Annotated in this window: 21 protein-coding genes; 8 read left to right on the top strand and 13 right to left on the bottom strand. The window is 55.4% G+C overall.

Translation table 11 applies throughout. The features are described from left to right. The 4 genes from ACIP6T_RS02475 to mntR form a co-directional block, all read right to left on the bottom strand. Positions 1-1569, bottom strand: a complete 1569-nt coding sequence (locus ACIP6T_RS02475; RefSeq protein WP_345827004.1) for a DHA2 family efflux MFS transporter permease subunit — start codon at positions 1567-1569, stop codon at positions 1-3. Continuing rightward, the gene (locus ACIP6T_RS02470; protein ID WP_097094435.1) at positions 1566-2696 is read right to left on the bottom strand and encodes an HlyD family secretion protein; all 1131 of its coding nucleotides are present in this window, start codon (positions 2694-2696) and stop codon (positions 1566-1568) included. The genes ACIP6T_RS02475 and ACIP6T_RS02470 overlap by 4 nt, the downstream gene beginning before the upstream one ends. Before the next feature lie 116 nt (positions 2697-2812). Beyond that, positions 2813-3922 carry an SLC13 family permease gene (locus tag ACIP6T_RS02465; protein WP_097094436.1) on the bottom strand — a complete coding sequence of 370 codons (1110 nt, stop codon included), beginning with the start codon at positions 3920-3922 and terminating at the stop codon, positions 2813-2815. Between the two features lie 19 nt (positions 3923-3941). Continuing rightward, positions 3942-4400, bottom strand: coding sequence for a manganese-binding transcriptional regulator MntR (gene mntR, locus ACIP6T_RS02460; protein ID WP_008102536.1), 459 nt, complete (start codon positions 4398-4400; stop codon positions 3942-3944). 231 nt (positions 4401-4631) lie between these two features. Here mntR and ACIP6T_RS02455 point away from each other — a divergent pair, with 231 nt between their 5' ends. After that, on the top strand, positions 4632-4826 hold the full coding sequence (locus ACIP6T_RS02455) for a hypothetical protein (protein WP_097094437.1): 195 nt from the start codon (positions 4632-4634) through the stop codon (positions 4824-4826). 152 nt (positions 4827-4978) lie between these two features. Here the strand turns inward: ACIP6T_RS02455 and ompX are convergent, their stop codons facing one another. Beyond that, positions 4979-5491, bottom strand: coding sequence for an outer membrane protein OmpX (gene ompX / locus ACIP6T_RS02450; RefSeq protein WP_097094438.1), 513 nt, complete (start codon positions 5489-5491; stop codon positions 4979-4981). A 378-nt stretch (positions 5492-5869) separates the two neighbouring features. Between ompX and rhtA the strand changes: the two genes are divergently transcribed. The 6 genes from rhtA (at position 5870) to ybiO (ending at position 12543) form a co-directional block, all read left to right on the top strand. After that, positions 5870-6775, top strand: coding sequence for a threonine/homoserine exporter RhtA (gene rhtA / locus ACIP6T_RS02445; RefSeq protein WP_400455196.1), 906 nt, complete (start codon positions 5870-5872; stop codon positions 6773-6775). A gap of 299 nt (positions 6776-7074) precedes the next feature. Next, positions 7075-7578, top strand: a complete 504-nt coding sequence (gene dps, locus ACIP6T_RS02440) for a DNA starvation/stationary phase protection protein Dps (protein ID WP_097094440.1) — start codon at positions 7075-7077, stop codon at positions 7576-7578. A 322-nt stretch (positions 7579-7900) separates the two neighbouring features. Further along, positions 7901-8647, top strand: coding sequence for a glutamine ABC transporter substrate-binding protein GlnH (glnH, locus tag ACIP6T_RS02435; protein WP_097094441.1), 747 nt, complete (start codon positions 7901-7903; stop codon positions 8645-8647). 83 nt (positions 8648-8730) lie between these two features. Beyond that, positions 8731-9390: a glutamine ABC transporter permease GlnP gene (gene glnP, locus ACIP6T_RS02430; protein WP_097094442.1), complete on the top strand. Its 660-nt coding sequence runs from the start codon at positions 8731-8733 to the stop codon at positions 9388-9390. Then, positions 9387-10109, top strand: a complete 723-nt coding sequence (gene glnQ / locus ACIP6T_RS02425) for a glutamine ABC transporter ATP-binding protein GlnQ (protein ID WP_097094443.1) — start codon at positions 9387-9389, stop codon at positions 10107-10109. Before glnP ends, glnQ begins: the two co-directional genes overlap by 4 nt. Before the next feature lie 157 nt (positions 10110-10266). After that, on the top strand, positions 10267-12543 hold the full coding sequence (ybiO, locus tag ACIP6T_RS02420) for a mechanosensitive channel protein (protein ID WP_400455193.1): 2277 nt from the start codon (positions 10267-10269) through the stop codon (positions 12541-12543). Between the two features lie 2 nt (positions 12544-12545). Here ybiO and rlmF read toward each other — a convergent pair whose 3' ends face one another. The 6 genes from rlmF to ACIP6T_RS02390 form a co-directional block, all read right to left on the bottom strand. Continuing rightward, positions 12546-13472: a 23S rRNA (adenine(1618)-N(6))-methyltransferase RlmF gene (rlmF, locus tag ACIP6T_RS02415; RefSeq protein WP_345827007.1), complete on the bottom strand. Its 927-nt coding sequence runs from the start codon at positions 13470-13472 to the stop codon at positions 12546-12548. 79 nt (positions 13473-13551) lie between these two features. After that, positions 13552-13947 (bottom strand): hypothetical protein, encoded by a 396-nt coding sequence (locus ACIP6T_RS02410; RefSeq protein ID WP_097094446.1) that lies wholly within the window; start codon positions 13945-13947, stop codon positions 13552-13554. An 18-nt stretch (positions 13948-13965) separates the two neighbouring features. Beyond that, positions 13966-14886, bottom strand: a complete 921-nt coding sequence (locus ACIP6T_RS02405) for an efflux RND transporter periplasmic adaptor subunit (protein ID WP_400455185.1) — start codon at positions 14884-14886, stop codon at positions 13966-13968. Continuing rightward, positions 14879-15073 (bottom strand): DUF1656 domain-containing protein, encoded by a 195-nt coding sequence (locus tag ACIP6T_RS02400; protein WP_097094448.1) that lies wholly within the window; start codon positions 15071-15073, stop codon positions 14879-14881. Before ACIP6T_RS02400 ends, ACIP6T_RS02405 begins: the two co-directional genes overlap by 8 nt. Continuing rightward, the gene (locus ACIP6T_RS02395; protein WP_400455182.1) at positions 15063-16946 is read right to left on the bottom strand and encodes an FUSC family protein; all 1884 of its coding nucleotides are present in this window, start codon (positions 16944-16946) and stop codon (positions 15063-15065) included. Before ACIP6T_RS02395 ends, ACIP6T_RS02400 begins: the two co-directional genes overlap by 11 nt. Positions 16947-17056: 110 nt before the next feature. Continuing rightward, positions 17057-17962 carry a LysR family transcriptional regulator gene (locus ACIP6T_RS02390; RefSeq protein ID WP_400455181.1) on the bottom strand — a complete coding sequence of 302 codons (906 nt, stop codon included), beginning with the start codon at positions 17960-17962 and terminating at the stop codon, positions 17057-17059. A 151-nt stretch (positions 17963-18113) separates the two neighbouring features. Here ACIP6T_RS02390 and ACIP6T_RS02385 point away from each other — a divergent pair, with 151 nt between their 5' ends. Beyond that, a complete protein-coding gene (locus ACIP6T_RS02385; protein ID WP_097094451.1) occupies positions 18114-18749 on the top strand; it encodes a flavin reductase family protein in 636 nt (211 codons plus the stop codon). A gap of 87 nt (positions 18750-18836) precedes the next feature. On the opposite strand, the gene hutH is transcribed toward ACIP6T_RS02385, so the two are convergent. Continuing rightward, positions 18837-20318, bottom strand: a complete 1482-nt coding sequence (gene hutH, locus ACIP6T_RS02380) for a histidine ammonia-lyase (protein ID WP_400455178.1) — start codon at positions 20316-20318, stop codon at positions 18837-18839. Further along, positions 20315-21109 carry an ABC transporter ATP-binding protein gene (locus ACIP6T_RS02375; RefSeq protein WP_097094453.1) on the bottom strand — a complete coding sequence of 265 codons (795 nt, stop codon included), beginning with the start codon at positions 21107-21109 and terminating at the stop codon, positions 20315-20317. Before ACIP6T_RS02375 ends, hutH begins: the two co-directional genes overlap by 4 nt. Position 21110: the final 1 nt, after the last annotated feature.

Here is a 21110-nt window from a genome sequence, read left to right as displayed (position 1 = left end):
TTAATGTGCTCCTGCACCGCCTTCGCTCTTAATCGGCGAAAGCAACCAACAAAATGGAATCAATAGCAAAGCCACGATACTCAAGCCCATAAAGACGTCGATATACGCCAGAATACGCGCCTGGGCAATCATCTCCTGGTAGAGCTGTCCACCCGCCAGCGTCAGCGGGTCGCCTACCGCCGTGGTGAAGTTACGGATGGCATCGGCCCAGTGTTGTAGCGTGAGGTTGTAAGGCTCATTCAGCGGCGACATGTTGTGCACCATGTTTGCCGATTGCGTCTGCATGCGTTCCGTAATCCCCGCGGTTGAGAGCGAAATCCCGATCGAACCGGCGACGTTACGGAACATAGTGAACAGCGCCGAGGCATCGGCATTTAACCGTTGCGGCACGGTAATAAACGCAATGGTGGTGAGCGGCACAAACAGGAAGCCAAGTCCGATTGACTGCGCGCTTCGCATCATCACCAACGTTTTGAAATCGACGTCAGGCGTAAGCGTGGAGGAGTAGAAGAAGGCACAGGCAAGGCAGGTAAAGCCGAACGCAATGATGTAGCGCGTTTGCACAATTGGCATCAACTTCAGTACCAGCGGAATGGTCAGCACAATTAATATCGCGCCGGGCGACAGCACCAGCCCCGACCAGGTGGCGGTGTAGCCCAAATCCTGCTGCGCCAGCTGGGGAAGCACCACCGAGCTGCCGTACAGAATCATCGCCATGCCCGCCATTAGCAAACCCGCTACCCAGAAGTTGCGGTCTTTCATTACCATGATATCGACCACCGGCTTGCGCGCATACAGTAGCCAATACACGGCGCCGACAATACCCACCAGCGCCAGCGTGGCGAACAGGATGATAAAGTGCGAAGCAAACCAATCCTCATCTTCACCGCGATCGAGGAATACTTGCAAACAGCCAAGTCCAAGCGTGATCAGGCTGATACCAATGTAATCAATCTTCAGCCGGCCTTTCGCCCACTTACGTTCCCACGGCGGATCTTCCAGCAGCTGATAAATCGCCATCACCGTTAAAATACCCACGGGAATATTAATGAAGAACACCCAGCGCCAGCTGTAGTTATCGGTGATCCAGCCGCCGAGCGTCGGACCAATCACCGGCGCAACGATGATGGCAATCGACGACAGGCCAAACGCTTTGCCGCGATCTTCCGCTTTGAAATAGTCGAGCAGCACCGATTGCTGTACCGGCTGCAACCCACCACCAAAAAAGCCCTGCAGGACGCGGAACAAAATGATTTGCCACAGTTCGGTAGCGATACCGCACAGGAATGAGCAGATGGTGAACATCACAATGCAGATCAGGAAGAACTGCTTACGACCGAACAGTCGGCTAAAAAACGCCGAGATCGGCAATACGATGCCGTTGGCCACCAAATAAGAGGTTAAAACCCAGGTGGATTCGTCGTAACTGGAGGAGAGCGAGCCCGCAATGTGCGGCAGCGCCACGTTGACGATAGTGGTGTCGAGGATCTCCATAAACACCGCCAGCGTCACCGTGATGGCAACCAGCCACGGGTTGCTGGCCGGACGCCAGCTTTCGCTCGCACTCATTCCACTGTCACCTTCGGCTCAACCGACAGGCCCAGCGGTAGCGGATGATTCGGATCCAAACCTTTATCGATAACAATTTTCACCGGTACGCGCTGCACGATTTTCACGTAGTTGCCGGTGGCGTTCTCAGCGGGGAAAGTGGAGAAGCGCGAACCCGACCCCATCTGTACGCTATCAACGTGCCCTTCCAACTTCATATCTGGCCAGGCATCAACGCTGATCTCCACTTTATTACCCGGCTTCATTCGTTCCAGCTGCGACTCTTTGAAGTTAGCGTTAATCCAGATTTCCGGTGAAACCAGCGAGAATAGCGCGCTGCCAGCCTGAACCAAGGTGCCAAGCTGCACATTTCGCTTGGTCACAAAGCCGTCGTAAGGCGCACGTACCTGGGTATAAGAGAGATTTAATTCGGCCGTATTGAGCTGCGCTTTAGCCTGCTCAACTTGCTGCTCGCGCGCTTCAACGTTGGTTTCTTGCTGGCGAATCTGCAACTGAACCTGCGAAGCCACTTCAACCTGCGCTTTGGCGCTCTGTAACTGTGCTTCGGCGGAACGCAACTGAGCGGCGGCGGTATCAATATTGCGCTGCGAGGTTGCCCGAGGATCAACACCGCGCTGGCGACGATAATCGGCCTGGGCATTTAACAGGTTTGCCTGCGCTTTGGCCTGATCGGCAAGCGCCTGATCGCGCTGTGCCGGATACTGCACGCGTGATAAGGCTAACTGCGCCTGCGCCTGATGCAGCTGAGCTTCTGCGAGGCCCAACTGCGCTTTAGCCTGATCGCGCTGTGCCGCGGTGTCACGCGTATCAATCTCCACCAGCAAATCGCCCTGCTTCACCCGCTGGTTATCGCTTACCAGCAGCTTCACCACATAACCCGAGGCTTTAGGGGCGATGGTCACCGCATTACCTTCTGTAAAGGCATCATCGGTGCTTTCAATGTTGCGCGTGGTGAGCCAGAACCATAATGCCACCACGATCATAATCACCACCACGATGGCGAGAAAAATCAGGGGCTTCTTTCCGGGGCGTTTACGTTCTGGTTCGTTGTTATCTTGATTCGATTGTGCAGAGTTTTGCGGATCTTGCTGATCGCGTTCGGACGGCTGATTCTGGTTTTCACTCATAATTTTTCATCGTAGGCGGTTGTCCCGATTCCCGGGCAAAAACGGTCAACATAACCTTAGATGGGAAATTGACAAATGCCAATGCAACTTTACACAAGCCGACACTGGCTGGCCGTCTAACGCATTAAGTGCAAAAGCAGCCATCCACCCAGCATCGACCAGGCAAGCATTGGCAGGGAGAACAGATGGAATCGCCACCACACCCGCGCATCCTGCGCCATGCGCAGGGCAATCAGGTTGGCAAGTGAGCCCGGCAATAAACCAAAGCCGCCGATGTTGACCGCCCACGCCAGCACATCGGAAGGTGGCACTTTCTGCAAAAGCAGGATGGTGGCCGGCACATTACTGATGACCTGTGACAGACCGATGGCTAACAGATAAAGTCCGCCCTCGCCTAACTGCCCAATGGCGGCAAAATGGGGTTGCAGCCATGGCAAGTGCATCAGCAGAAAGACATCGATAAACATCGCGACAAATACCAGCAGCAAACTCCAGTCGATACTGATCAACACGCTGCGCGCCATGATCAGGAAGCAGGCCGCTACGAGCAGCAGCGCCCAACCGGTCATTTTTAGCTCCAAAGCGACAATGAAGACGATATAAAGCAGCACGCTGATCAGAAACAGCGGCTTGTGCCACGGCTGGCTTTCGCCTTGTTCATGCTTTTGAATGCTGCGGGCCGGGAAACTCCACCAGGTGAGCGCCATTAACGTCAACATCAGAAATGCCGCCAGCGGCGCCATCTGCGCAATAAAAGCGGGAACGCTGAGCGCTCCATGACTCCACAGCAGAATATTTTGCGGGTTGCCGACCGGGGTTAATAACGAACCCGCATTGACGGCCAGCGCTTCAAAAATAATCAGGCGTGAGATCGGCAGACGTGAGAATTTGCGCAGGGTTAACGTTAGCGGCACCAAAATAAACAGCGCAACATCATTGGTGAGAAAGGTTGAGAGCAACGCGGCCGCGCAAACCATAAACAGCGCCAGCGCGCGCTCATGCTGGAAACGCTGGATCAGACGCGCGCCGAGCACATCAAAATAGCCGCTGTTCTCTAGCCCTTTGGTCAGCATCAATAAGCCGGTAAGCGTCATGATGGTATGCCAGTCAACCGCGCCAGGCAGCTGCGACCAATGGAAATTCGCCAGCGGCACCATAATCACGCCCAGCAGTAACAGCAAATGCAAGATACGATCGCGCATTAAGGAACGAAGCACTATGGGCATGATGGCGGAAGCCTTGTGGTTAGCGACTCTCGTAAAATTTCTGGAAGACGGCCAGCGTTTCATCACTGACGTGATGCTCCAGGCCTTCTGAATCACGGCGCGCGGTTTCCGGACTAACACCCAGCGCCAGCAGGAAGGTTTCAACAATGTGGTGGCGGACGCGGCTCGCTTCAGCCAGCTTCTCACCTTCAGCGGTGAGGAACACGCCACGATATGGCACTTGCTCCACTAAACCGGTGGTACCGAGGCGCTTAAGCATTTTCGCCACCGTCGGCTGAGAAACGCCAAGGCGTGCAGCCATGTCTACCTGACGCGCCTCGCCAAATTCACGAATCAAATCAGAGATTAACTCAACGTAGTCATCAATCAGCTCACGACGATGCGCTTCGCGCACCTGCCGAAACCCTTCGACATGCTCCTCAATTTCTTTCAGCGGCCCCTGGGGCATGTTGGTGGCGATTTTTGCACGACGACTCATTCAGCTTCCTCTTTATTATCTGCCGCACTGTACCTGCGATGCGGTCTGGCTGCGCCCATTGTAAACCAGGCACAAATAAGCACAAATTTTTCCTAAATAGTGTTGGCTAAAGAGTATAGCCAGTGCTATCTTTGTTGATAATGTAAGCGAATAGCTTATAAAGGATGCAAAGACGAACACCGTTTCGCTGCTCCTGCTTGTTTTATGTCGTAATTCACTCGGGAGGTGAACATGACTACCATGAAAAACTGCCTCGACTGTGGTAAGTGCTTCCAGACAGAACAGAGCAAACCGGCTTTCGAGCTGAAATCGCTGCTGTGCCTGTTTACTCGCTCGCCGTTTGCACTGCGTTTGATGCTGATTGAAAAGCTCACGGGCAAACAGCTGGTTGAACGTCCGTGCCCAAACCTGATCTGGCGCGGCTAACGCTCTCCCTACTCACGCTTATTCCTACAAAGCCCGCCTCTGTCGCGGGCTTTGTGCTTTTTGATGTGGTAAAGCCTGCTGAACGGTGAATTGCACCCATAAAAAAACGGTCCCGAAGGACCGTTTATTGTGCAACTGGTCTAAGCAAAAACTTAGAAGCTGTAACCTACGCCAGCAATCCAGGTGCCAACGTCGACGCTGCGGATACGGCTCTGCTCGTAACCGACATCCAGTGCGACGTTTTCGATTGGGTTGAACTGCATACCCGCGCCGTAAGAGAAACCGTAGTCGCTTGTATCAGACTTAGAACGTACTGCAGTATCGTTCTGCTGGAATTTACCGTAGCCTACACCCACAACACCGTAGATGCTTGCCCAGTCATTCAGACGGTAAGCTGGACCACCGGTGATGCCGTAGTATTGACCTTTGTTGTAAACGCCAGCGTCAGTACGATCTTTCTCGGTGTAAGTGAAAGAACCGATCCAACCCAGTGGGTTAGTACCGTCTTCGTAACGATATTTCAGGTTGAAGCCGTTTGCTTTGTTAGCAACGCCTTGATAATCGCTCTGAGCGTAACCACCGGTAACGGTGCTTTGTGCCATGGCAGAACCTGCAGAAACTGCAAGTACACAAGCCAATGCTGAAAGACATGCAATTTTTTTCATAACCACCTCAAATGTGAATATACTTCTCTCCTGACAACGCTATAAATATAACAAAAAACAGCAAGAAACTCTGCCCGCAATTTGTTGTCTAACAGATTGTTTGGTGTAACAGAAAGTTAATGAAGTTTCCTATGTCATTCATTTTACTTATAAAAACCTTCATATTCCTGCAACATAAATTTCGATCACAAAAAATGCGTTTAAGTAAATTCCTAAACTAACCTGACATTTCTTTACGGAAATGGCCCTGAAAATGGCCAAATTCTAACCACTCATCACGTTTTTTTTCCCCGGATCGTATCTCCTTATTTACTGAAGATTCCTTTACACTGAGCTCTTGTTGCTCCGCTGTTAATAAATAAAGGAATGAATAACAGGATGTCTGCGCCTTTAACGACTAAAAATCTGGCCCCGGTTTTGTTCCCCATCGCTGTTCTTCTCATTGCGATGCTTTCGCTGCAGGGTGGAGCTTCACTGGCGAAATCGCTGTTTGCTACCGTTGGTGCTCCAGGCATTACCGCGCTGCGACTCGGCTTAGGCACCCTCATTCTTTGCGTCATCTTTAAACCCTGGCGTTTACGTTTCACACGTGAACAGCGCAAGCCGCTGCTGATGTATGGCCTTGCGCTCGGCTGCATGAATTATCTCTTCTATTTAGCGATTCGCACCGTGCCGCTTGGCGTGGCGGTCGGATTAGAGTTCCTGGGTCCGCTGACGCTGGCTCTGATTGGCGCGCGCCGTCCGCTGGACTTTATTTGGGTACTGCTCGCGGTAGTGGGCTTATGGTTCCTGTTGCCAATCGGTGATGGTGTGAGCTATATCGATCCACTCGGTGCGCTGCTGGCGGTAGGTGCCGGTGCCTGTTGGGCGGTTTATATTCTTGCTGGCCAGCGCGCTGGTGCCGAACATGGGCCGGCAACGGTGGCGATGGGCTCGCTCATCGCCTCCGTAATCTTTGTTCCTCTTGGCCTGACATTTGCCGCGCCGGGCATCTGGCATTGGGAAATCCTGCCGCTGGCGCTGCTTATCGCCCTGCTCTCCAGCGCTATTCCTTACTCTCTTGAGATGATGGCGCTGACGCGTCTTCCTGCCCGTATTTTCGGCACCCTGATGAGCCTGGAACCGGCAATGGCAGCACTTTCGGGCATGTTGTTCCTCGGTGAACTGTTAACGCTGCAGCAGTGGATTGCGCTGCTGGCGATTATTATCGCCTCTGCCGGTTCAACTCTCACCATGAAGCAAAAAAGCGCGCAAATAAACGAAGTAGATATTTCTCATCAGTAATAAATAAGTGACTATTCAACCTGCTATATAGCAGGTTGAATATAAAAGCGTTCTCATTATCATTTCACCGGTTACCCCACCGGTGCTTATTATTATTTTGCAACACGATTAATAAATAATTAACATATAGATTAACTCGTTGTTTTATAAACCTTAAAAATAATAAAGAACAATTCCTGAGCAACAGTAAGGTTTATCTATTCCTGTCATTGATCTAATCATTCCTGCAGAACTTAAATGTGCTGCTATACTTATTTCCGTGCTTGATTAGGACAACCATCAATAAGAGGACATTAATGATGAGTACCGCAAAACTGGTTAAAACTAAATCGTCTGATCTGATTTACACCCGTAATGACGTCGCTGACAGCGATAAAAAAGCGACCATCGAGGTGCTCAACCGTCTGGTAGTGGAATTTATTGACCTGTCGCTGATCACCAAGCAGGCGCACTGGAATATGCGTGGCGCCAACTTTATTGGCGTGCATGAGATGCTTGATGGCTTCCGCACGGCAATTACCGATCACCAGGACACTATCGCTGAACGTGTGGTTCAGCTAGGCGGTGTGGCGCTGGGTACGACTCAGATCGTCAACGATAAGACACCACTGAAAAGTTATCCGCTAAACATCCATAGCGTACAGGATCACCTGAAAGCGCTGGCCGATCGCTATGCCGTTGTCGCTAATGACACGCGCAAAGCGATTACTGAAGTGAGCGATGAAGATACTGCGGATATTTTCACTGCGGCATCGCGCGATCTGGATAAATTCCTGTGGTTCATTGAATCCAACATCGAATAATTTTCAGCGTAACAGTGAAGGCGGGTTATCCCGCCTTTTTTTATGCCTGTAACATTCTGGTGCTTTTTTTGACGTTGTTAACAATTCCTTAATCCCTTCTTTCGCTTGCCACGCCCTTGGTGCACACTGTTCCTGCACCACAACGGCACTACGCACCATTATGGTGCCCATCACTGGTGCAAAACTTGTCTTCTGCGCAAAATCGTGTCAGCAAGTGCTTAAAACGACTGATTTCGTGAAAAATGAAAAGTTGGCATAATTTTTTCATATGATAAGCCGTACATCGGGCCACCAGGCCTGAAGGGTAATAAGGAAAATAATGATGAAGTCATTGATTAAAGTCTCCGTGGCCGCGCTGGCGCTGGCCTTCTCGCTTTCCTCCACCGCAGCAGATAAAAAACTGATTGTCGCCACTGACACCGCATTCGTTCCCTTCGAGTTTAAACAAGGCGATAAGTACGTCGGTTTTGATATCGATTTGTGGGACGCGGTCGCCAAAGAACTGAAGCTGGATTACACTTTCAAACCGATGGATTTCAGCGGCATTATCCCCGCTCTGCAAACTAAAAACGTGGATCTGGCATTAGCAGGTATCACCATCACCGAAGAGCGTAAGAAAGCCATTGAGTTCTCAGACGGCTATTACAAAAGCGGCCTGCTGGTGATGGTGCGCGAGAATGAAAAAGACGTTAAAAGTATCGACGATCTGAACGGCAAAGTGGTGGCAGTGAAGAGCGGCACCGGTTCGGTGGATTACGCCAAAGCGCACATCAAATCGAAAGACCTGCGTCAGTTCCCGAACATCGATAACGCTTACATGGAACTGGGCACCAACCGCGCTGACGCCGTCCTTCACGACACGCCAAACATTCTTTACTTCATCAATACCGCCGGTAAAGGCCGCTTCAAAGCGGTAGGCGAGTCAATTGAAGCGCAACAATATGGCATCGCTTTCCCGAAAGGCAGCGACGATCTGCGTGAAAAAGTGAACGGCGCACTGAAAACGCTGCGTGATAACGGCACTTACAACACTATCTATAAAAAATGGTTCGGTACTGAACCAAAATAATGCCGGCTTAAGTCGATATTCCAGCAGGGAGCTTTGCCTCCCTGCTTTTTACATTTCCACGCAACAGATTTTGGAGTCACACCATGGAGTTTGACTGGAGCGTCATTTGGCCCGCACTGCCGATTTTAATCGAAGGCGCCAAAATGACCCTGCTGATCTCGGTCCTCGGCCTGGTCGGCGGTTTAATTATCGGCCTGGTCGCCGGTTTTGCCCGCGCTTACGGCGGCTGGATCACGAATAACATCGCCCTGGTATTCATCGAACTGATCCGCGGTACACCTATCGTGGTACAGGTGATGTTTATCTACTTCGCCCTGCCCATGGCCTTCCCCGACCTGCGTATCGATCCGTTCAGCGCGGCGGTGGTCACCATCATGATCAACTCCGGTGCTTATATCGCAGAAATCACACGCGGTGCGGTGCTATCCATTAACAAAGGCTTCCGTGAAGCGGGTCTGGCGCTGGGCTTATCGAGCCGCGAGACGCTGCGTTATGTGATTATGCCACTGGCTCTGCGCCGTATGCTGCCACCGCTGGGTAACCAGTGGATTGTGAGTATTAAAGATACTTCCCTGTTTATCGTGATTGGCGTGGCTGAACTGACGCGTCAGGGCCAGGAAATCATCGCCGGTAACTTCCGCGCGTTAGAAATCTGGAGCGCCGTTGCCATCATCTATTTGGTTATTACGCTGGTGTTGAGCTTTGTGCTGCGCCGTATTGAGAAAAGGGTGAAAATCCTGTGATTGAATTTAAAAACGTCTCGAAGAATTTCGGCCAGACCCAGGTTCTGCACGACATCAACCTGAAAATTAATCAAGGCGAAGTGGTGGTGATTATTGGACCATCCGGCTCCGGGAAATCTACGCTGCTGCGCTGCATCAACAAGCTGGAAGAGATCACGACCGGCGAGCTGATTGTCGATGGCATGAAGGTCAATGATCCGAAAGTCGATGACCGCCTGATTCGTCAGGAAGCGGGCATGGTGTTCCAGCAGTTCCATCTGTTCCCGCAGATGAGCGCGCTGGATAACGTCGCCTTTGGCCCCATCCGCGTTCGTGGTGCGAAGAAAGAAGAAGCCCACAAGCTGGCCCGTGAGCTGCTGGGTAAAGTGGGCCTCGCCGAGCGCGCGCACCACTTCCCTTCTGAGCTATCTGGTGGTCAGCAGCAGCGCGTCGCGATTGCGCGCGCGTTGGCGGTGAAGCCGAAAATGATGCTGTTTGATGAGCCTACCTCAGCGCTCGATCCTGAGCTGCGTCACGAAGTATTGAAAGTGATGCAGGATCTGGCCGAAGAAGGCATGACCATGGTCATCGTAACGCATGAAGTCGGTTTCGCGCAGAAAGTGGCTTCGCGTCTGATCTTCATCGATAAAGGGACCATAGCTGAAGACGGTAACCCGGATGAACTGATCACCAACCCGCCAAGCGATCGCCTGCGCGAGTTCCTGCAGCACGTTTCCTGATAGCCTGGTCGCCATCGTTGGCGACCGATTCTGTAAGGTCGTCATTGATGACGACCTTCTTTCCCCACCGCCTCGCGCGCAAATCAATTTTCCTTTCAGAATCTGTACCTTCCATCACTGACTATACTTCTCTCTTGTGCCGTACAAGGAGAAAGCGATGTTGTCTGCCAGCCCACCAGGTCGTGCCACCCTGTGGTTACTCTTCAGTTTGCTCACCCTGTTTCTCATGCCTTCAGCGCAGGCCGTCAATCTGCCTCAGGCCGCCGTCGCGGCACAGCAGTCACAAACGCCGGCCGCGAGCAGCACCGCCCAAGGCGAACCCAGCGTAGAAGAAAAAAAAGCCGCTTACGCCGCGTTGGCCAATATTCTGGATAACAACGCCTCACGTCAGGAACTGATCGATCAGCTGCGCCAGGCCGCCAACAGCAAATCCTCCAGCGAACAGCCGGTGTTGGCGCCGCCGCAGGCGGATCAGGAAGATCCGACGGTGCTGGAGAGTATCACCAGCGTCACGCGTGAATATGGCGGCGCGGTGGCGTCACAATTCGTTCAGCTGCATGACAACATCACCAATGCGCCGCATAAGGCTTTTAACCAGCAAACCTTTTTCAATGCGCTGAAATACTTCGCCGCCCTCGCCACGGCGGTGTTTGCTTTCTACTGGCTGACGCGCCGTTTGATGTGGCCAGTCTGGCAGCGCATGGGCCGCTGGGGACGCAAGCAAAATCTTGAGCGCACCAAATGGCTGCACCTGCCCGCTATGATCGTACTGGCCTTTATCCTCGATCTCCTGCTGCTGGCGCTGACGCTGTTTGTCGGCCAGATCATCAGCGACAACTATCACAACGGCAACCGCACCATCGCCTATCAGCAAGGGCTGTTCCTCAACGCCTTCGCGCTGATTGAATTTTTCAAAGCGGTATTGCGCCTGATTTTCTGCCCGCACTTTCCCGCGCTGCGCTTCTTCCACCTGGCGGACGCGCGCGCCAGCTACTGGAATACCCGGTTAAGCTGGCTGAGCGGGATTATTGGTTATGGTTTATTAGTCGTGGTGCCCATTGTTGCCAATCAGGTCAACATTCAGGTGGCTGCGCTGGTTAACATGCTGATTATGTTCATCATGACCGGCTGGGCCCTGTGGCTGATTTTCCGCAACAGAAGCAATATTCAGCATGAGCTGTCGCGACTGGCCGATCGCAGCATGACGTTTTTCGCGCTGTTTATTCGCGCCTTTGGCGTGGTGTGGCACTGGCTGGCAAGCGCCTATTTTCTCACGCTGTTTCTCCTTTCGATCTTCAATCCTGGCGACAGTCTGAAATTTATGATGTCCGCCACGGTGCGCAGCCTGGCGATCGTCGTGATTGCCGCACTGATTTCCGGCATCCTCACGCGCTGGATAGGTAAAACCGTCACGCTGTCGCCGGATCTGCGTCGCAACTACCCTGAATTGCAAAAGCGCGTTAATGATTGGGTAAAAGCGCTGCTGAAACTGGCGCGTGTGCTCACCGTGTTTGCCACGCTGCTGCTGCTGCTGAACGCGTGGAATCTGTTTGATCTCTGGCACTGGCTGACCCTCGGCAGCGGACAGAAAATGGTGGATGTGCTGATTCGCATCGTGATGATTGTGCTGCTGTCGGCGGTAGGCTGGACGCTATTGGCCAGCCTGATTGAGAGCCGCCTGGCCTCAGATTCGCACGGTCGTCCCATGCCCAGCGCGCGCACCCGTACGCTGCTGACGCTATTCCGTAATGCGCTGGCGGTGGTCATCAGCACCATCACCATCATGATTTTGCTGTCAGAAGTCGGTGTGAACATTGCGCCGCTGCTGGCCGGTGCCGGTGCGCTCGGTCTGGCGGTCTCATTCGGCTCACAAACGCTGGTGAAAGACATCATTACGGGCATCTTCATTCAGTTTGAAAACGGCATGAACACCGGCGATCTAGTGACGATTGGGCCGATTACCGGCACGGTGGAGCGCATGTCGATTCGCTCGGTGGGCGTACGTCAGGATACTGGCGCCTATCACATTATTCCGTGGTCTTCGATCACCACCTTCGCCAACTTTGTGCGCGGCATCGGCTCATTCGTCGCCAACTATGATGTGGATCGCAGTGAAGATACCGAACGCGTTAACGCGACGCTGCAAGCTGCAGTAAAAGAGTTGCTGGAGAACCCGGAGATTCGCGGCATGGTGATCGGCGAGCCAAGCTTTGCCGGCCTGGTGGGATTAACCAATCAATCCTTTACCGTGCGCGTCTCCTTCACCACTCAACCGCTGAAGCAGTGGACGGTGCGTTTTGCGCTGGATGATAAGGTGAAGAAGCATTTTGATGCGGCCGGCATTAAAGCGCCGCACCAAACGGTGGAAGTGATGCAAACCGGCAGCGATATCACCTCGGCTGCCAGCTTACCGGCGTTGCCACCGGCGCAATAAGCTTAGCGTTTCAGCCGCTTCGCGCGTGACGCGGGCGGCTGGAATGTCCAGGCGATAAAGCGGCTCTGCTTCTGCCCTTGTGCCATTTCGATGATGCGCACTTCATAGGCTTCCCGATCGCGCAGCTGGTCACGCAGCGCCGGTAGATTCTCTTTACGAGAGACCAGCGAGGTGAACCACACAATCTGGTCCGCGTGCGTCACGCTTTCATCGATCATCTGACCAACGAACTTACGTTCACCGCCGTCGCACCATAATTCGCTGTGATGACCGCCAAAATTGAGCGGCGCGTTTTTGCCCAGGCCCAGGTTACGCGTTTTACGCTGGCCAACGCTGGCTGCTTCTTCTGCAGAGGAGTGGAACGGTGGATTACACAGCACCGCATGGTAGCGTTCGTTTTTATGCACTACGCCCGCGAAAATGGATGACGCATCCTTTTGTCGACGCAAACGAATTGCGCGCTGCAGGCCAGAATTACTCGCCACGATCTGTCCCGCCGCGGTAATGGCCTCCGCGGTGATGTCGGTACCGGTAAAGCGCCAGCCATATTCGGCATTGCCAATCAGCGGATAGATGCAGTTCGCACCGCAGCCGATATCCATCACATCCAAATCACGCGGGATCACGCCGCCGTTATCGCTCGCCAGCAGATCGGCCAGCGCATGCACATAGTCAGCGCGGCCCGGCACCGGCGGGGTGAGGTAGCCTGCCGGCAGCTGCCAGTTCAGGTTATAGAAAAGTTTTAATAACGCCTGATTCAGCAGCATCACTGCTTCAGGATCGGCGAAATCCACCGACAACTCGCCGTAGCCGTTGGGACGCACTTTCACCGCCAGCGGCGGATGGGCTGCGGTAAGAGCCGCAAAATCATAACGGCCCTGATGGCGGTTACGCGGATGGAAAGGTGACGTGGCGGCTGGCTTGTTCATAGTTTCTCCGGAAAATAGCGCGGGCGTAAGATACCCCGCTGCGCGCGTAAAAGAAATTATCAGCCGCCGTTTTTTGCCATTATTTCTGTGCGCGAGCCAGCCATTGCTGCATCTGCGCCAGGGCATAAGTGCGTGAACTCACCACCTGATGCGGAATGCCGAACATTTTGCGCATCTTGCGCAATTCCGCACAGCGCGATGCCTCACTCTCAATACTCAGCATTCCTTTGCAGCGTTGACTCAGCAGTTGGCGATGGCGAATCAGCCAGTCCCCCCGCTGCCGCCGGTCGGCCTCGGTTTCCTCTACCCGCATATGATCATAGACCACCACAAACGGCGACTCTTGCTGTAGCAGCGCCAGCATTTCGGCTTCCCATTGGCTGGCGTAACCTGGCAGCACGGCCTGCTGGTTAAGATAAACCAGCGGGAAATCCTGAACATCATAGACGTAAAAATCGTTTTGATTTAAAGACATACAACCTCCTGAGAAGGATTAAAGCCATTTCGCCAGCAGCGCTGTCAGACGCCCGTGCGCGGGCGTTTCACCCGCCACCGCAATGCTGCAACTCATGCCAGCCGTGAGTAATTTATCTTTCGGTAACGCATCCAGTTCGATACGCACCGGAATGCGCTGCGCCAGGCGAATCCAGCTGAAGGTGGCCTCTACGCCGGGCAAGCCCTGCGCATCAACCTGCTGATTGGCGTCACTGATGCCACGCCCAAAGCTGGCAACGTGGCCGTTGAGCGTTTGGCTATCGCCCATCAGATGAACATCAACGCGGTCGCCAATTCGGATGGCATGTAATTTGGTTTCTTCGAAGTAGCCGGTGATCCAGAAGCTATGTGCATCCACCAGCGCCACCTCCGGCGTACCGGCCACCGCGTAATCACCCGCCTGCAAGCGCAAATGCGTCACGTAGCCATCCACCGGCGCCCGCACCGTAGATCGCTGTAAATTCAGCTGCGCGAGGGCCAGCGCCGCACTCGCCTGCTGCTGCTGCGCCTCCGCTACCTGCAACGCTTCGCGCGCGCGCTGGACCTCCTCGGCCGCCAGTAATGCAGCCATCTGTCGCCGCCGCTGCGCCTCATCGCGTTTTTGTTGCAACGTGGCATTGGCCTCCCTGAGCTGGGCTTCCGCCTGCGCCAGCGCCAGCTGAAAGCGCAGCGGATCAATCACAAACAGCGTGGTGCCGCGCGCGACAAACTGGTTATCCGCTACCGGCACCGCCTGCACCGTGCCAGAGATCTCCGGGGCGATACGAATCACCTGCGCACTGACGCGACCATCACGTGTCCAGGGCGCCAGCACGTAGGCGCGCCATAACACCATCGCCAGCCAGAGTGCGGCCGCCACCACGGCCAACGTCATTAAGACCTTAAGGGAAGACTTCCATGAGAATGTTGAATCAGACATAGAGAATGAACACCGCCAGTAAGAGAAACGACAAAGCAAATTCGAACAGCGCCGGATGCCAGACCCAACGCAGCACACCACAACGCAACAGCAGCGCGCGTGCTGCAAGGAACAGCGGGAACGTGGCACAGAGATAGATAAAGAAAGGCGGCAGATAGATGCCCGCAATCGACACCTCACTTAACATGCGATCCCCCTATCTGCTGCGGCGAGAAGTAGTCGGCATGCTGCTGTAAAACATGGGCGATGGCGGTTAAACAGGCCGCCGAGGCGGCATCTTCCCGCAGGATGCGTGCCGTGCGTTGGGCATGTTTTGCCGCCTGGCGCGGGTTGCCAACGCGCCGTGCGATGCGCTGTTGAGCGCGAACCATTTGCGCCTGCCATTGAGAATTCAGCGTCAGGGCGCGTAGGCGCAGGATTTCACGCCCTAATTGCAGGCTGGCTAATCCCTGCTGCAATACGCGATCGTGCTCTTCTGGGTGCGTGCGCAGCAGTGCGCCAAGTTGCGCCAATCGATGCTGCTGTTGCTGCTGCCAGCGCAGCGGCCTGGCGGGCTTTCCTGCCAGCAGTGCAAGGCTACTGAGCCGAATCCGCGCCTGCAGTCTCTGCACATGCCGCGCCGGGTTGCGGGGCATTAACTGAAAGGCCAGCAGCGTCAAGGCCGTGCCCGTCAGCCACGCCAGCGACCAATTGAGAAGTTGGGAAATGTCATACACCATCGGATTGCTGGCCGCAGTTAAGGTGTTGAATCCCACCAGATACGCCAGTCCGCTCAATAGATGCTGTGGAAAACTGGTGGCATAAATGCCCGGCAGCCAGAACAGACTCAATACCAGTAACAACAGCGGCAAACCATTAATCAGCGGCAGCACCACAAAGGCGCAGATCAATGCCATTGGCAGCGCATAGAAGGTTCCACGCAGAAACTGGCGCGCACCCGCGGCGGGATGAGGAGATGTAGAGAGCAGCGCACAATAAGGCGCAATGATCAGCAGCATGATGTCCCCGGCTGGCCAGCCGCTGCCAAGCCACAGAGATGATGCCGCTAGCAAGGTTACAAAAGCGCGTAATCCATTGCGCCGCGCACCGCTCCAGTCACGATGAAAACTCGGTGCAACCAGGCGGGGCGAAGAAGAGGTATACGGCAGATAACTGAGCACCTGCACCACGCGTTGCATGGCGACGATATGAGACTGATGAGATTGCGCTTCATCGGCACGCGCCTTCCGCAGCAGATGTCGTGCCGCCGCTAATCCCGCCCGGCCCTGCGCGAGCGCAGCGGCGACATCCCGCCAGATTGCCTGTTGCGAGTGTTGGCAAGACGCCACCATTTCAGCCAACGCATCCATCGCCTGTTGGATCGCGCGCGTATGCTGCGCCAGCGTGACGGACTCGTGACGTGCCGCCGCCAGCAAATCATCAACGCTGTAGATTTCTGTCATCAGCCGATGTTGCGCCGTAGCGGGCCCTTGAGCGGCCAGCAGCGCGGCGGTTTGTTGCGTTAACCGCAGGAGTAAAGCATCAAGTTTGCTGCTGAGCGTGCGCCGACTGAACAGCGCCGTCACCAAACCCAGCGACATCACGCCGATCGCGACGGTCGAGGCGCGCCCCACCGCATGTTCAAAAGCCAGTTCGGGATGCTGCATGGCACCAAGCGTTGCCAGCCCAATGGTGTATCCGGCCACCGCCGCGCCTGAGGCGCGAAAGTGACGCAGCACGCTCATCGCCAGTACGCAGACGCCGAGCCACAGGCTTTCTGTCAGGACGAATAGCCAGGGAAGCTGAGCGAAAGCGGCCATCAGCGCCAGCGCCACCACCATGCCGGCGAGCGTGCCGATCAAACGCCATTTTCCCTTACCCAATACCGCCCCCTGAACGGGGTTCAATACCAGTAATACGGTGGTCGCCGCGGAATACGGCATATCCAGTTCCAGCGCGTAGGCCACCACCAGCGCGAGATTGGCGGCCAGCAAAGCGCGCAATACATAGGTCGCGCGCGGCGTCGTGAAATCGCATTGCGACACGAGCCGGTGGATAGATGAGAGAATACGGGACTGCATGGATGATCCTCAACCGTGAAAGTTGGGCTCACTGTAGGGAAAGGAATCCATGCGTAAAAGTGACGATTATTAAATTGATGAGTGCGTTAAACGCACGGGTTAATCACTCTTCAGCTGTCGCTGCTGCATAACTGGCGGAGGGTCTGACGCAACCAGCGATGCGCCGCATCCTGCTGAAAGCGTGGATGCCAGGCTTGCGTCAGCAGCACGGTCTCTAGTGGCACCGGAAGCTCAAACATGCGCACCCGCATTCCGGCGGTAATGGCACTGCGCGCCAGATGTTCCGGTAGCGGCAGCAGCAGATCCGAATCCTGCAGCGCAAAAATCGCGCTATAGGGTGTTGCTACAATTAGCGAGACCTGACGCTGCAACCCCTGCTGCTCCAGAGCACTATCAATCGGCCCGCTGGCTTTACCACGCCGGGAAATGCTGATATGTCCCCAGCGCGTCAGCTGTTCGGGGGAAATATCGCTGGCGAAAATGGGATGGTCGTTACGCGCCAGGCCGACAAAACGCGTGGTGAACAGCGGCTGTACGCGAATCTCTGGCCCCAGTTGACGAGCGGCGCTGATAAACAGATCGACACGGCCACTGCGCAGTAATTCAACATCCACATCATCCTCTTCCGGAGCGAAATGCAGCAGCGCACGCGGCATCTCCTGCGCCATCGCCTCTAATACGCGACCAGAATAAAAGCCGGTGAAGGTGTCATTGGCGCGCACATTAAAGCGGCGCTCGAGCTCCGCCAAAGGCGCATTCTCCCCTTGCGTCAGTACCTGCGTCGCCTGTTCAACTGCCGCGCGCACCTGCTCACGCAGCGCCAGCGCGCGCGGTGTCGGTACCATTTTGCGCCCTGCCTGAACAAAAATCGGATCGCCCAACGTCTCGCGAATTCGGCCGAGCGTGCGGCTCATGGCGGGTGCGCTAAGATGCATGCGCCGGGCAGCCGCCGCCACGCTGCCCTCTTCCAGCAGGATATCCAGCGCAATTAATAAATTTAAATCCGGATGTTTCATTATCGCTCCCTGCCCTCACGAAAAGGCCATACTAGCCGCATTACGCTTGGGTAAACAACGGGGAGCAATGCGTGCGCTGTACGCAACTGCTGGCTATGGCGGCAGAAGCTAACCCGCTAAGATAAAACATTGATCATCATCGGGAGCAGAAATGACACGCCAACGTTACTCTTATCAGCCACGCGCTGGACACGGTTTGCCGCACGATCCGCTGAATGCCATCGTCGGTCCACGCCCCATTGGCTGGGTCAGCTCACAGAGCGCCAGCGGTACGCGCAATCTGGCGCCGTACAGCTTCTTTAACTGCTTCAATTACCATCCGCCGATTATCGGTTTTGCCAGCAGCGGCTGGAAAGACAGCGTACAAAATATCTCAGAGACCAAAGAGTTTGTCTGGAACCTGGCAACGCGCCCGCTGGCTGAAGCAATGAACGAGAGTTCCGCCTCGGTGGCTGCGGATCAGGATGAGTTCGCGCTGGCGGGATTAACGCCGCTTGCGGCGTCACACGTGAATGTCAGCATGGTGGCGGAAAGCCCGGTAAATTTTGAGTGTAAATTGACACAGCTGATTCAGCTGCAGGATGCGCAGGGTAACCCGATTGATAGCTGGCTGGTGCTGGGAGAAGCCGTCGCCATTCATATTGATGAAGCACTGCTGGAAAATGGCATCTATCAAACTGCCAAAGCGCAACCGATCCTGCGTGCCGGTGGCCCGTCGGCCTATTACGGCATCAGTGAAGCGCTGCGCTTTGATTTGGTGCGCCCGGACGCCCGCCGCTCCTCGTAAGCCCGGTCGCCATGAATGGCGACCCTACGATGGGCTCATGCGGTTTGTAGGGTCGCCATTGATGGCGGCCGCCTTAAAAACCACGCGTTACAACCCGTTTTTCAACACCGCTACCGCGCGCGCGATCTCCGGTGCCAGCCAGCGATCTTCCTGCCAGTTAGCGACCACCGCGCGCAGGCGGCGTAGGGCCTGCGCCGTACCCTGCGCCAGCTGCGCTTCACCGTGGAAATCCAGCGCCTGCGCCGCCAGCAGATACTCAATCGCCAGAATCTGCCACACATTGCCCAGCAGCTTCAGCAGCTTGAGCGCTGCGCCGGTACCGAGACTGAGATGATCTTCCTGCAAACCGGAGGTGACATAGTTATCCAGCACCGCCGGTTGCGCTAGCTGACGGTTCTCCGCACACAGCGACGCCGCCACATACTGCGCAATCATCATGCCGGAGTTGACGCCCGGCTGCGCCACCAGAAACGCCGGTAAGCCGCTAACCAAAGGATTGACCAGGCGATCGAGGCGACGCTCGGCGATGCTGCCCACTTCCGCCATCGCAATCGCCAGCAGATCCGCCGCCATCGCCACCGATTCACCGTGAGGATTAGCCTGCGACACCACGCGCCACGCATCCGGCGTGCCGAGCACCAGCGGATTGTCGGTGCAGGCATTGAGTTCGGTAGCAATCTGGCGCGCGGCGTGATCGAACTGATCGCGGCTGGCGCCGTGTACCTGCGGCATGGAACGCAGGCTGAGCGCATCCTGGGTGCGAATACCCACGCTTGCCGCCAGCAGCGGGCTGTCGCTGAGCAGCTGGCGCAAGCGCTGGCCGCTCAGCTGCATACCCGGACTGGCTTTGAGCGCAATCACTTCGGCATCAAAGGCCACCAGCTGTCCGCGCAACGCCTCAAAACTCATCGCGCCGGTCACGTCCGCCCAATCAAGTAGACGCGCCGCATCATCCAGCGCCAGGCAGGATAAACCGGTCATGCACGGCGTACCGTTGACCAGGCTCAACCCCTCTTTGGCGCCGGGGCGATAGGGCGTTAGCCCTGCTGTTGCCAACGCCTGCGCGGCAGGCATAATCTGGCCCTGATACTCCACGTCACCCACACCAATCAGCGCCAGGCCAATATGTGCCATGTGGCTGAGATAACCGACCGATCCCTGCGACGGCACCTGCGGCGTAATCTGCTGATTCAGCAGCGCCAGCAGATGCTGCACCAGCGCTACCGACACGCCAGATTTGCCATGGCTGTAGTTGGCAATCGCCGCGCACAGAATGGCGCGCGCCTGTTCACGCGTTAGCAGCGGGCCCACGCCACACGCATGGCTCAGCAACGTATTGCGTGAAAGCTGGCTGAGCTGGTCTTCCGGCAGCGTGATGTTGCACAGTGCGCCCAATCCGGTATTGATGCCGTAAGCGATGTGGCCGCTCGCCACAATCTCATCAACAATAGCGCGCCCTTGCGCGATGCGCTGCCAGGCGCTGACGCTCAGACCGAGTTCCGCATCGTGCCGCGCCACCTGCACCAGTTCTTGCCACGTTAAGGGGCCATCGCCCCACACCACGGTCATGCTTGCGGCTCCGCGCCATGATGGCTGGAGATAAACTGCTTGAAGCGCTGCGATCCCTGTTCACCAAACATCTCTTCCGGCGCGCCCTGGCAATCAATGGTGCCCTGATGCATAAACACCACGCGGTTAGAGACATTACGCGCAAAGCCCATTTCGTGGGTCACCACCAGCATAGTGCGCCCCTCTTCTGCCAGGCTGCGCATCACTTTCAGCACTTCGCCTACCAGTTCAGGATCGAGTGCAGAAGTCGGTTCATCGAACAACATCACTTCCGGATCCATCGCCAGCGCGCGGGCAATCGCCACACGCTGCTGCTGGCCGCCGGAGAGCTGCGCCGGGTAGAAATCTTTGCGATTCAGCAAACCCACGCGGTCCAGCAGCTGCTCCGCTTGTGCGATGCAGCTTTTCTTATCGCGTTTCAGAACAAAGTGCGGGCCTTCAATGACGTTTTGCAGCACCGTCATGTGCGACCACAGGTTAAAACTCTGGAATACCATGCCAAGGCGCGAGCGCAGACGCTCAATCTGTTTGGGATTCGCCGCCAGGCGGTGCCCACGCGCATGGTGTTTCATCTCAATGGTTTCACCACCGACGCTCACCACACCGGCATCCGGTGTTTCCAGCAGGTTGATGCAGCGCAGCAAGGTACTTTTGCCCGAGCCGCTGGCACCGAGAATCGAGATGACATCGCCTTTATGGGCCTGCAGCGAAATGCCTTTCAGAACTTCCATCGCGCCAAAAGATTTATGGATATCGGTGGCGGATAAGGTAACGGGTGATGTGTGGTGCATA

Origin of the sequence: Pantoea sp. NPDC088449 (assembly GCF_044753225.1) — a bacterium.
Lineage (GTDB): Bacteria > Pseudomonadota > Gammaproteobacteria > Enterobacterales > Enterobacteriaceae > Pantoea > Pantoea floridensis.
This window is presented reverse-complemented; position numbering and strand designations above follow the sequence as displayed.

Coding starts and splice junctions, on each gene's coding strand:
- ACIP6T_RS02475 (WP_345827004.1), bottom strand. CDS start 1,569: ATGAGTGCGAGCGAAAGCTGGCGTCCGGCCAGCAACCCGTGGCTGGTT.
- ACIP6T_RS02470 (WP_097094435.1), bottom strand. CDS start 2,696: ATGAGTGAAAACCAGAATCAGCCGTCCGAACGCGATCAGCAAGATCCG.
- ACIP6T_RS02465 (WP_097094436.1), bottom strand. CDS start 3,922: ATGCCCATAGTGCTTCGTTCCTTAATGCGCGATCGTATCTTGCATTTG.
- mntR (WP_008102536.1), bottom strand. CDS start 4,400: ATGAGTCGTCGTGCAAAAATCGCCACCAACATGCCCCAGGGGCCGCTG.
- ACIP6T_RS02455 (WP_097094437.1), top strand. CDS start 4,632: ATGACTACCATGAAAAACTGCCTCGACTGTGGTAAGTGCTTCCAGACA.
- ompX (WP_097094438.1), bottom strand. CDS start 5,491: ATGAAAAAAATTGCATGTCTTTCAGCATTGGCTTGTGTACTTGCAGTT.
- rhtA (WP_400455196.1), top strand. CDS start 5,870: ATGTCTGCGCCTTTAACGACTAAAAATCTGGCCCCGGTTTTGTTCCCC.
- dps (WP_097094440.1), top strand. CDS start 7,075: ATGAGTACCGCAAAACTGGTTAAAACTAAATCGTCTGATCTGATTTAC.
- glnH (WP_097094441.1), top strand. CDS start 7,901: ATGAAGTCATTGATTAAAGTCTCCGTGGCCGCGCTGGCGCTGGCCTTC.
- glnP (WP_097094442.1), top strand. CDS start 8,731: ATGGAGTTTGACTGGAGCGTCATTTGGCCCGCACTGCCGATTTTAATC.
- ybiO (WP_400455193.1), top strand. CDS start 10,267: ATGTTGTCTGCCAGCCCACCAGGTCGTGCCACCCTGTGGTTACTCTTC.
- rlmF (WP_345827007.1), bottom strand. CDS start 13,472: ATGAACAAGCCAGCCGCCACGTCACCTTTCCATCCGCGTAACCGCCAT.
- ACIP6T_RS02410 (WP_097094446.1), bottom strand. CDS start 13,947: ATGTCTTTAAATCAAAACGATTTTTACGTCTATGATGTTCAGGATTTC.
- ACIP6T_RS02405 (WP_400455185.1), bottom strand. CDS start 14,886: ATGTCTGATTCAACATTCTCATGGAAGTCTTCCCTTAAGGTCTTAATG.
- ACIP6T_RS02400 (WP_097094448.1), bottom strand. CDS start 15,073: ATGTTAAGTGAGGTGTCGATTGCGGGCATCTATCTGCCGCCTTTCTTT.
- ACIP6T_RS02395 (WP_400455182.1), bottom strand. CDS start 16,946: ATGCAGTCCCGTATTCTCTCATCTATCCACCGGCTCGTGTCGCAATGC.
- ACIP6T_RS02390 (WP_400455181.1), bottom strand. CDS start 17,962: ATGAAACATCCGGATTTAAATTTATTAATTGCGCTGGATATCCTGCTG.
- ACIP6T_RS02385 (WP_097094451.1), top strand. CDS start 18,114: ATGACACGCCAACGTTACTCTTATCAGCCACGCGCTGGACACGGTTTG.
- hutH (WP_400455178.1), bottom strand. CDS start 20,318: ATGACCGTGGTGTGGGGCGATGGCCCCTTAACGTGGCAAGAACTGGTG.
- ACIP6T_RS02375 (WP_097094453.1), bottom strand. CDS start 21,109: ATGCACCACACATCACCCGTTACCTTATCCGCCACCGATATCCATAAA.